Source organism: Candidatus Hydrogenedentota bacterium (genome assembly GCA_012523015.1).
Lineage (GTDB): Bacteria > Hydrogenedentota > Hydrogenedentia > Hydrogenedentales > CAITNO01 > JAAYBJ01.
In genome coordinates this window covers 36567-46725 of sequence record JAAYJI010000352.1, presented here as the reverse complement: position 1 = coordinate 46725, position 10159 = coordinate 36567, and the positions used below count along the sequence as shown (strand labels likewise).

Below are 10159 nucleotides of genomic sequence, written 5' to 3'. Positions count from 1 at the left end.
GATAAGCCCAATGGTTTTATTATTCGCGATAGAGAGTACAAATATGAATATGATCCTATTGACGGATATGAAGCGCTTTTTCGTGTGCCTGATCGTTTGGCAAATCGTCTTGAATGCACTTCTGAAGAAAAAGATAAAGTCCACTACTTTCGTGAATTACGAAAAAATATTTTTGAGCCCCGCTGGAATGCCTATGATGCTCTGGAAAAGTTATATCATGATTTCCTTTTTACCGAATCTTTCTTATCTGCTGACCTTGCCAATGCTGACGCGGTAGAACCGGTGCCCGTAGATAATTTGACTACTGACTTGGTATGGGGCGATAAATGGAGAAAAATAAAAGCCTATCTTTGGGCTGCGCCTTGGATAAGTGAACCCAAACCCTTGCATTTCAGCTGTGAAGTGCGGCCCGGTCGATACTTGTTGGCACTGCATCTTTTTTCCAACACGGACGTTTTAGATCATCCATCCTCCATGGTGCGTGTTCGTGTTATGAAAGAGGAACACGCGCGTGATGTTCACTATACGACCGATAAAGATTGGGGTGTTCCCTATGGTCTCTCTGAAGTGGGAGTTGTAGATGTGCCTGACGGTAAATTTGAAATAGAAGTACATGCCGGTGACGCTCCTTACTGGAGTGTTATCGGCGGTTTTCGCTTGACCTTGGCAGAAACTGTTGAAGCCACGGCTGATTTGCCCGACGATGAACAGTTGCAAGATCAATTGCGCGCTTTGGGATATTTGTAAACTGTGCGGTTATCACAATTGATTTGCTATAAGTTCAATTGACAAAAATCCTAAGGAACAAGTGACCTTCATCGTTTCGTATCAGCCGTGAGGGGTTTATATGAATATTTTCTTTAAGCCATATATCATTCTTTTGCGATCAATGATTCTCCGACTCCTCTTATCCTCTTTTCTACTCTTGTCTACGTATTATTTGCTGCCATCTTCGAAGTATATTTTCGTTGTGCTTGTAGTGGTGTTGTTTTCATCAGTGTCTGTGCTTTTGCATTATACGGTGCTTCTTGTTGCTTGGATATTGCTTTGGCTTTTGCTTTCTAGTCGAGTTGCTGTTACGCCGGCGGCGCAGGGCTATATTCTCTTAGTCCTGTGGTGTTTTGCGCTATGGCTTGTCTATAGAAAAAAAGAAGTGCTCGTTGTTCGGACTTCCGAATACCCCGTTCTTTTCAACGGGATGAACATGATTGTGTATATTGTTTCTATTGCCTTGATGTTTTCTTGCTGCTTTCGCAGTACATCTCTCTTTTACGGTGGTTATGGTGTCTTATTATTTTTATATGCACGTGTGCTTCAATCTCTGTCCTTGAAATTTATTGTGAAAAAATACCTTCTCCTTGGTCTTTTTGTAGCCTTGCCCTTCCTAGTCTTTGAGGTTGGTGCTTTTTTATTTGTTTCCCCGGAACTCGGGTGGTTTGAATATGATCCTGAACTGCTCTTTCGCTTGCGACCTAGAGGATCATTTGAGGGTATATATACAGACAATTCCGGTAACATTGTAAGGTGGAATATGACAAGTTCCTCTCTGGGGATTCGTGACCGTGAAAATGGAGAGAAAAAAGAGAATGAGTATAGGATTGTGACGCTAGGTGATTCTTTTACTATGGGACAAGCCTTACAGGAAGAAGACACATTTCAAAGAGAACTGGAACGCCTGCTTCGCGTTAATAATTGCAACAAAGAAGTGCATGTAATCAATTGCGGTATTGGCGCCTATGCGCCATGGCAAGAACGGTTGTTGTTGCAAAAAGTTGGTTTTTCCCTTGACCCTGACTTGGTTGTGCTTCAGCTCTTTCCTGCCAACGACATTGAAGGCGATTATCTTGAAATCAATCGCTTCCTGCCTTGTTTTAATCGAGAAATGATGCGACAAGGGATGAGTTTTAGAAATTATGACAGATTGCCCTTTCTTTTGGATCGTTTGGTTTGGCGGTACTCATTAATCTATAGGAAATGGTGTCAAGTAACGAAGAGACGAGGCTTTGTTTCCGATGTACTGGCTGATTTGCGGTTTCTGCCTTTTGCAGATTGTAAAATGCCGGTTCCGGCGGTGGATCGCGATCCGCTTTTGGAACCGTGCCTTCGGGATTGGTATCCTGAGTTGGAGGAAGCGTGGGCGTTGTATGCCAACAGTATCCGTGGTATTCAAGAAGACTGCCAAGCCTATGGTATTCCCTTGGTTGCTTTTGTGCATGGTATGAATATTTCTTTAACGCCTGAATTTTGGGAAACCTCGAATAAGGACCATCCGAATACGCCCTATGAAATGAATAAGGATGTCAGGCTTACCCAAGAATTATTTGCTGAATTCGGTATTCCCTATGTGGATATTACGTCGGCCTTTATGGCGCAGCCCCATCGGGAGAATTTATTTTATATTCACGAAGGTCATTTTTCTCCGGAAGGGGCAAAAGTCCTAGCTTCCACCTTGGCTGATTTTTTGTTAAATAACTTTTTGGAGACAGAATTGAATTGCAACCAGAAAGATCAAGCGGTAGAAGAAATTTGAATTCTGCTGCACTTTCTTTTACATTAATTCAACGTATACAAATAAAAGAGCGTCGTAATTTGTCTATCTCATGATTTTCGGATGGGGCAGTGCTATTTGTTCCCCAGCCCTTTTTCGTAACTGTCAAGACATATAAAATTGTCGATATCTATAAAGAGCGGCTTTGTTTAGGATTTCAACTTGCTTCAATGACTACTTCTTCTTCATCCTCCAGTACTTCTTTTTCTTCGGCGTCGGGCGTGAAGCCGGTCGGCGTGTTGTTGGTTTTGGCGTTCTTGGCGGCGGCGCTCTTGATCGGTGGGCTGTGGCTGTTCTATGTGCCTGCAGCGAAAACGGGCGTGGGGTCCGTGGTTGCGCCGGACGTGAACGTGGTGCTTATCGTAATGGACGCTTTCCGCTTCGACCGCGTGGGCGCGCAGCGTAACGGCGTGGCGTTGACCCCCTTCCTGGATGAGCTCCTGGGGGAGAGCGCCTTTTTCAGCGAAGCTATGAGCAATTGCACGTGGACCCGACCGTCTATGAGCTCGCTCTTCACCTCCCTCTACGTGGACAGCCATCAGGTGATCTACGACACGCTGCCGCCGGAGGGTTCGCCTGCCTTGGCCGCCTTATCGCCCGAGCTGACGCCCATGGCGGCGGTCATGAAGGCGTGGGGCTATGGGACCATCGGCATCCAAACGAACGGCAATCTCTTGCCGGAATTCGGCTTTGACCGCGGTTTTGACGTGTACCGCGTTTCTGTGGATGATACGGGCAGCGTGGTGAGCGATTGGGCGCTGGAAGAGCTGGCGAAAGTGAAGGGCTCCTTTTTCTTGTACGCCCACTATATGGATCCCCATCTGCCCTATAATCCGCCGCCGGAATACAGAAGTATGATGGGCTATGATCGGGACGCCTTAGAGGCGGATGAAACAGCGGTCGTGGAAGATTTTTTGGACTATCTCATGGCCCATTGCAAATACAAGACCGGTCAGCTCGAAAGGCGGCCCATGGCGCCATTGTCGGAAGCGGGCCGTGAGGCGGTGCGCTGTCTCTATGATGCGTGCATCCGCTATACCGATGACCAGCTGCGCCGTTTGGTCACGGCTGTGCGCAGCCAAGCGCCGGAAACGCTCTTTGTGATTCTCGCCGATCATGGGGAACATTTCTGGGATCATGATCTGCTGGGGCACGGTCTTTCCCTCTATGAATGCGAACTGCACGTTCCTTTGCTGCTCTTTGGTCCTGCTGTGCCCAAGGGCGTATACACCCATCCTGTGCAGCTCATCGATGTGCTGCCCAGTCTGAGCCTGCTCTTGGGGACGGAAGCGTCGGATACGTGGCAGGGCAGGACGCTCTTTGACGATAGCCCGCGCCCGCTCTACGCGAAAACGCGGGGTATGACCGAGGAATGGAACACGGATTTGGAATCGGTGATCGACGGCGATCGAAAGCTGATCGTCGACCATGGCGACGGCAGCGCACAGCTCTATGCATGGCGATCGGATCCCGTGGAATCAGCGAATTTGGCGGCGTCGGAAGCCGACACCGTCAGGCGCATGCAGTCCTTGTTGGAGACGCAGTATAAGGCGAACCTCCGCGCACGCCGTGGCGTGGGGCAGGAGGTCACCATCGACGAGGAGACACGAGAACAGCTGCGCCGCTTGGGCTATATGGATTAACGACGGAGACTCTTGCCGCAGAGCGCGCTTATTCTTCGGTACTTTCGGGCGCCGTTGTCTGCAGGTTAATTTCGTAGCCGGGCAGCAACTCTTCCTCATCGTCAAGATCAAGGAGCGGCGATTCACCGCGCAGTTCTTTAAAGCCGTCGATGAGATGGAGCTTGTGTTCCTGTTCGATGACCTTATCGGTACTCTCTTCATCGGAGACGGCTTCATTCCATTTGGCGTCTTCAATGGTGTAGAAGAAGAGGGGTTTGGGCCCTTCGTGGATGCGCAGCCTGCCGCCCACCAACACCGGTTCATTAATCATGTTGGCAGGTTGCTGCAGCTTGACCTCGATGATGTCGCGCATAGGCGGCACATCACAAAAGAAACAGGTGATGGGCACGGGCAGCAGCATGAATTCGGTGACGTTGCGGAACTGATCGATGGCGTTCATGAAACCGACGATATTGACCAGGCGCCCGTCTTTTTCTTTGAGGGATTCGGGAAAGGTCGCGCCTGTGCGGCGATTGCCGACGACGGCATGCAGCTCGGTCCAGTCGATGAGTTTGACCCCTTCGCTGCGGTGTTTTTGTTCGAGGGCGGCACGCATCTTCTCGAAGTGTTCGCGCAAGCCGGCGCGGCGTAAATATCCGTTCACGCTGATGATGGATACCACAATGATGACGAGACCGAGGAGCGTCAATAAATCCCGTTTAGAACGTTTGCGCATACATGTATTCCCTTAAATGTTGTTTTGATATTCGTTGAGGTTTAGGGTATGGGATATGCGAAGCCGCCCCGTTGCAAGCACCACGTTTTAGGCTGTGCGGCGGCTCCGCCGAAGAAACAATTCCTTATAATTCTGCCAGGTCACGGGCCACATTGGTGCGGTATGCCTGCCACGCCGGCAGGATGCCCGCCACCAAGCCCATGAGCAGCACCGCAGAGTATGCGGCGACGAGATCGGCGCTCAGGGATACGGGCGGCACGTGGAAACCAATCTTCACGACGAGATAGCGATTCAAGACCATGCACACGCTGCTGCCGAGGAGCCAGCCCACGAGGATGCCGAGCAAGGTGACCCAGAACGCCTCGATGATGACAGCGCCGAAGATCTCGCCGCGCGCCGCGCCGAGTGCACGCATGATAGCAAGGTCTCGTTTGCGCTGCAAAATCGCCATATAGAGACCGATGAGTATGGACAGGGCGGAGATGGCGACGACGAGGTAGCCAATGGCGAGCAATACCAATTTCGCCGTACCCAAGAGCTGTTCATAGAGTTTTTGGATTTCCTGAATGGGTATGGCGGCCATGGCGTTGGAGCGGCGGTTGATCATGTCCTTGAACTCGAAACGGATGGCGGGCGATTCGAGTTTGACCAAGAGCGCCGTGATTTCCTTGTCATGATGATGATGGTCATCCGCTTCGTCTTCCGTCGCCGCCGCAGCTGCTGCGTCGTGCTCCTCTTCATCGCCGTGGCTGTGTACATCCCACACCGATTGGAGATCGCAGAAGATGGCGCGGTCGTTGGGTGATCCCGAACGCTGCAGGATGCCCACCACAGTGTAGGGATGATGTTCGTGTACCTCGGCATAGGGCGATGCCACCATGCCGTGGGTGCCTACAAAGCTGTCGCCCAGCTTCAAGTTGGTCGTTTCCGCCACGTTCGCGCCGATGACCGCTTCGAAGGGTTTTGTGAAATGGCTGCCTTCGGCGAGGGCGTAGGGGGTACGTCCGCCGGGCTCAAAGTCCATCAGCTCGGGGGTGACGCCAACAATGCGAAATCCGGCGTAGGTATCGCCCATGCCGACGGGGAAGAGGGCGGTCACGTCGTCATGATCTTTCAACGCCTCATAGAGCGCCCAATCCACGTTGCCTGTGGGCGCGTCGAGAAAGTAGACCGTGCTCAAGACGAGCTGCAGCGGATTGCCCTTTGCGCCAATGACGAGGTCAAAGGCTTGCCCTTCCTCTTCAAAACGGCGCTGCGTTTCGTCGCGCAGCGTGAGGATGGCGGAGATGAGTCCCACGCCGAGCGCGACCGATAGAATGGTGAGGACGGTGGTGAATTTCCGGTTCCAGAGATAACTCCATGCAATATGCCAAAGACTCATGAGGGATCCTCCTGTACCAAAGCCGAACAGTCGAAGATATGGGGGAGTCGGTCGGCGATACCCTTATCATGGGTCACGAGCAAGAGGGTGACCTTTTCTTGGGCGCATAATTCCAGCAGCAGGGTCATGACCGAATCCGCCGCTTTCGGGTCGAGGCTGCCCGTGGGCTCATCAGCAACGATGATTTTAGGCGTGTTGACCAAGGCGCGTGCAATGGCGACCCGTTGGCGCTCGCCTACGCTGAGGGTGTTGGGTTTGCTGTTGAGGCGGTGGGACAGTCCCACGCGCTCCAACATGGCATGAGCGCGGTCCTTCCATTCTTTTTGGGGAAGGACATCGGCAAAGCGCATGCCGAGCACCACATTGTTGAGCACATTAAAGGGCGCGAGTAAGTTGAAAGTTTGAAAGACAAAGCCCATACGCTCGGCGCGGAAAGCGTCCAATTTGCTTTCTGATAAATGTTGGATTTCCTGCCCGTCAACGCGGACGATACCCGAATCGGGCTTCAATAATCCGGAGATGAGATTGAGCATAGTCGATTTGCCGCAGCCGCTGGGTCCCCATAAGGCGGTGCTCGATCCCGCGTCTACTTGGAAGGTGTCGCAGTAAAAGACGACACCGGGCCCCAGTCTTCGTTTGACCTTATCCAAAAAAATCATGGCTGCGGTTCCTCATGTTCATGGCTTAAACACATTGAGATTGTAGCAGGGGACGGGCGATCAGTTGTGATGGAACGCTGCGCATAGGCGCCTGATTTGACAGGCCGTTCCCATCTGCCATCCCTTTTAGTATAGAATACCATATCAAAAAATACTATACAACATGAATTTTCAGTACCCAAGCCTTTATGCCTAAAAACAGGGCAAAAGAATTTTTATCCCCTTTGTCAGTGTTTACTTCGGATAAGGCGTTTGTATATTGAAGTCTTTACTGTGTTTTTGATACACTAACCGGCAGCGTCACGCTTCCGTAGAAAGATATGGATGCATGAATACCTTTAGGATTCCTGTTTCCTCCATAGAAGAAACAGGCTATACATTGGATGCGCGTGCGCTTGTCTCGGAGATTCAACCCGGCTCCACCAGTACCCTGCCGATCGATGAAGTATCGATATCGGGGCAGTTTGTGCCGCTCGATGACAACTATTTGTTTCGCGGCACAGTCAACGGTGTCTTCGCAGAAGCCTGTTACCGGTGCTTAGCGCCGGCGAAACAACTGGTGAAAGTGCCGGTCTCTTGGGTCTTTACCAAGGATACTTCCGGTGTGTACCGGGAGCTGGGACACAGCTCGGACGATCATGAACTTACAGCGTCTGTGCATGCCGACAATCCGCCGACCGTTGCGGATCTGACGGAAATTGATGTAGCACCCTATATGTGGGAAGAGCTGGTCCTTGCCCAGCCGACACGTATAATCTGCAACGAAACCTGTCAGGGCTTGTGCCCGCGCTGCGGAGAAAATTTGAACCTTAGCTCTTGCACCTGTCAAAGCGTACAGGAACCAGAACAACCCGGCAATTCCGGCCTTGCTAAACTTGCACAACTTTTCCCGGAATTCGACCCGAACAACAAAAAGGAATAAGTTACCATGCCAGTACCAAAAAGACGTACCGGAAGCACGAAAAAACGTATGCGCCGTTCTCATCACGGACTCACTGCGCCGAATGTCATTGAATGCCCCGACTCCGGCGAAGCCAAGCTCCCGCACCGCGTGTGCCTGAAGACCGGCTTTTACAAAGGCCGCGTTGTCGTCAAACCGGAAAATGATTAACCTTCAATTCGAGACGGTTCGTGAGCCTTATGAGCGGGTACACCCGCATCTGCGTCACACCGTCTCCGGGGAAGTGATATCGTGCGCATAGCCGTGGACACCATGGGCACTGACGCCGCGCCGGATGTTGAAATCGAAGGCGCCGTACAGGCCAGTTTACAATCGGATGTGGAAATCATCTTGGTTGGCGATGAGACCTTGCTTCGCGAGAAGCTGTCTGCCTATTCCAAGATGGGCGCCATCGAAGTGCGCCATGCTCCCGAAACGATTTTATCACACGAACAACCCGTCATGGCGGTGCGCCATAAAAAGCAATCGTCCCTCTTAGTCGCCATGCGTATGGTGAAGCAAGGGGAGGCAGACGCTGTGATCAGCGCCGGCAACACAGGCGCGGTCATGGTGGCAGCGCGTACGATTCTCGGTCCCATCCCCGGTGTGTCTCGGCCCGCCATCACGCAAATGCTGCCCACCTTGCAAGGCCGCGTCGTTTTGCTCGATCTCGGCGCCAATGTGGATTGTTCCGCCCGTCAATTGTGTCAATTCGCAGAGATGGGTGTCGCCTACTCCCGCTATGGGCTGGGCGTTGATAATCCGCGGGTCGCCCTTTTGAATATTGGCGAAGAAAACCAAAAAGGCGGGTGTATCGCACGGGAAGCCCACGCTACCTTGTCCAAATCTACCCATCTCAATTTCGTCGGCAATGTGGAGCCCCGCGCCATGACCGAGGGCAAAGCCGATGTCGTCGTCTGTGATGGTTTCATCGGAAACCTTTTCTTGAAAACTACTGAGGCAATCGCCTCCTTCATGAGCCAGCTGATCCGCGAGACTTTCGAGAGCACCTCCATGAGTAAACTCGGCGCCGTACTCGCACGCAAAGCGCTGCTCCAAATGAAGCAAAAGATGGATCCCAACGAATATCCCGGCGCGCCCTTGCTCGGCGTGGATGGGATGGTCGTGATTTTGCACGGTTCCTGTGCGTCCAAAGCCGTGGAGAACGCCATCATTGGCGCCCGCGCCGCCATCGAAACCGACCTGATCGGTCACATACATGAGAATATTCAAAGCCTGCGCGCAAGCAACGGCAATGGAAATTCATCGGTCAATGGCATCACCCCTTCAGACGCCAGCGAAAACACGCCTTTACCGACAGGGACGGATGCCCTTCCCCTGTAGTGGTACCGGTCAGGGAGGAACTCCACATAATGCCCGCATTTTTATTCCCCGGTCAAGGCAGCCAACAAGCCGGCGCCGCCGCACTTTTTCAAGATACCTGCCCGGAAAGCCATGCCCTTTTTGATATTGCCCAAAACATCCTCAGTAATGAACTGTATCACCTGATCATGGAAGGCACGCAAGAGGCGCTGCACGATACACGCGTCGCCCAGCCCGCCTTGGTCTGTGTGGAAGTGGCAGTCGCTGCCTATTTGCAGCACTTGGGTGTGGAACCCGCCGCCTGCGCCGGCCATAGCCTCGGCGAGATTTCCGCCTTGGTCGCAGCGGGAGCCATCGATTTTGCCGACGCCTTGGTCTTTGTCGTGGAGCGGGCGCGCTTGATGTCAACAGATGTGCCCGAAGGGGGCATGACGGCTGTGCTCGGATTGGCGCCGGCCGATATTGAAGCCCTCTTACCCGACGACGTACAGGTCGCCAATTACAACGGAAGTTTCCAAACCATTATCTCCGGGACAGGGGACGCCTTGAAAGAAGCAGCCCGGCGCCTGAAAGAAGGCGGCGCGAAACGACTGCTTCCTTTGTCCGTATCAGGACCTTTCCATTCGAAGTTTATGAAACCTGCTGCCGATCAACTGGCGGCCTTTCTTAAAGCCTTTCCGATCTTGCCGCCGAAGCGTCCCTTTCTTTCTTCCGTCTCGGGAGAATGGGAAACAGATCCTGAGGCGATACGCAGTCTCCTTGCGGCGCAGCTCTACCGTCCCGTGCAATGGACTCGGGTCATGGAACAGCTTGGAAAGCGCAGCGCCGTAGAAGCAGGTCCCGGCACGGTGTTGCAGGGCTTGGCGAAACGTACGCCGGACGGGCCCGTCGTCTGCGGTGGAGCAGCGCCTGAACAGTGCCGCAATTTCGCGGCACGGGAGGGGGGCTGA

General features: G+C 52.6%; 10 protein-coding genes. 7 read left to right on the top strand and 3 right to left on the bottom strand.

Annotation, left to right across the window (positions count from 1 at the left end; all coding sequences use genetic code 11):
- The 3 genes from GX117_15295 to GX117_15285 all read left to right on the top strand — a co-directional run.
- Positions 1–747, top strand: a 747-nt coding sequence (locus GX117_15295) for a hypothetical protein (GenBank protein NLO34693.1), incomplete at its 5' end; no start/stop codon positions are given.
- A gap of 784 nt (positions 748–1531) precedes the next feature.
- Positions 1532–2530: a hypothetical protein gene (locus GX117_15290; GenBank protein ID NLO34692.1), complete on the top strand. Its 999-nt coding sequence runs from the start codon at positions 1532–1534 to the stop codon at positions 2528–2530.
- A 188-nt stretch (positions 2531–2718) separates the two neighbouring features.
- A complete protein-coding gene (locus GX117_15285; protein ID NLO34691.1) occupies positions 2719–4191 on the top strand; it encodes a sulfatase-like hydrolase/transferase in 1473 nt (490 codons plus the stop codon).
- A 28-nt stretch (positions 4192–4219) separates the two neighbouring features.
- Here the strand turns inward: GX117_15285 and GX117_15280 are convergent, their stop codons facing one another.
- From GX117_15280 to GX117_15270, 3 genes are all read right to left on the bottom strand, one after another.
- A complete protein-coding gene (locus tag GX117_15280) occupies positions 4220–4906 on the bottom strand; it encodes a DUF3299 domain-containing protein (GenBank protein ID NLO34690.1) in 687 nt (228 codons plus the stop codon).
- Positions 4907–5030: 124 nt separating this feature from the next.
- Positions 5031–6287: an ABC transporter permease gene (locus tag GX117_15275; GenBank protein ID NLO34689.1), complete on the bottom strand. Its 1257-nt coding sequence runs from the start codon at positions 6285–6287 to the stop codon at positions 5031–5033.
- Complete coding sequence (locus GX117_15270) at positions 6284–6946, bottom strand: ABC transporter ATP-binding protein (GenBank protein NLO34688.1); 663 nt, start codon at positions 6944–6946, stop codon at positions 6284–6286. The genes GX117_15275 and GX117_15270 overlap by 4 nt, the downstream gene beginning before the upstream one ends.
- Positions 6947–7274: 328 nt before the next feature.
- Here GX117_15270 and GX117_15265 point away from each other — a divergent pair, with 328 nt between their 5' ends.
- From GX117_15265 to GX117_15250, 4 genes are all read left to right on the top strand, one after another.
- Complete coding sequence (locus GX117_15265) at positions 7275–7868, top strand: DUF177 domain-containing protein (GenBank protein ID NLO34687.1); 594 nt, start codon at positions 7275–7277, stop codon at positions 7866–7868.
- A gap of 6 nt (positions 7869–7874) precedes the next feature.
- A complete protein-coding gene (rpmF, locus tag GX117_15260) occupies positions 7875–8057 on the top strand; it encodes a 50S ribosomal protein L32 (GenBank protein NLO34686.1) in 183 nt (60 codons plus the stop codon).
- An 81-nt stretch (positions 8058–8138) separates the two neighbouring features.
- Positions 8139–9230 carry a phosphate acyltransferase PlsX gene (gene plsX, locus GX117_15255; GenBank protein NLO34685.1) on the top strand — a complete coding sequence of 364 codons (1092 nt, stop codon included), beginning with the start codon at positions 8139–8141 and terminating at the stop codon, positions 9228–9230.
- A 29-nt stretch (positions 9231–9259) separates the two neighbouring features.
- Positions 9260–10159: an ACP S-malonyltransferase gene (locus GX117_15250; GenBank protein ID NLO34684.1), complete on the top strand. Its 900-nt coding sequence runs from the start codon at positions 9260–9262 to the stop codon at positions 10157–10159.

Bases quoted from the DNA above. Each gene is read 5' to 3' on its own strand.
- GX117_15270 (NLO34688.1), bottom strand. From the start codon at position 6,946: ATGATTTTTTTGGATAAGGTCAAACGAAGACTGGGGCCCGGTGTCGTC.
- GX117_15265 (NLO34687.1), top strand. From the start codon at position 7,275: ATGAATACCTTTAGGATTCCTGTTTCCTCCATAGAAGAAACAGGCTAT.
- GX117_15275 (NLO34689.1), bottom strand. From the start codon at position 6,287: ATGAGTCTTTGGCATATTGCATGGAGTTATCTCTGGAACCGGAAATTC.
- GX117_15290 (NLO34692.1), top strand. From the start codon at position 1,532: ATGACAAGTTCCTCTCTGGGGATTCGTGACCGTGAAAATGGAGAGAAA.
- GX117_15285 (NLO34691.1), top strand. From the start codon at position 2,719: ATGACTACTTCTTCTTCATCCTCCAGTACTTCTTTTTCTTCGGCGTCG.
- rpmF (NLO34686.1), top strand. From the start codon at position 7,875: ATGCCAGTACCAAAAAGACGTACCGGAAGCACGAAAAAACGTATGCGC.
- GX117_15250 (NLO34684.1), top strand. From the start codon at position 9,260: ATGCCCGCATTTTTATTCCCCGGTCAAGGCAGCCAACAAGCCGGCGCC.
- GX117_15280 (NLO34690.1), bottom strand. From the start codon at position 4,906: ATGCGCAAACGTTCTAAACGGGATTTATTGACGCTCCTCGGTCTCGTC.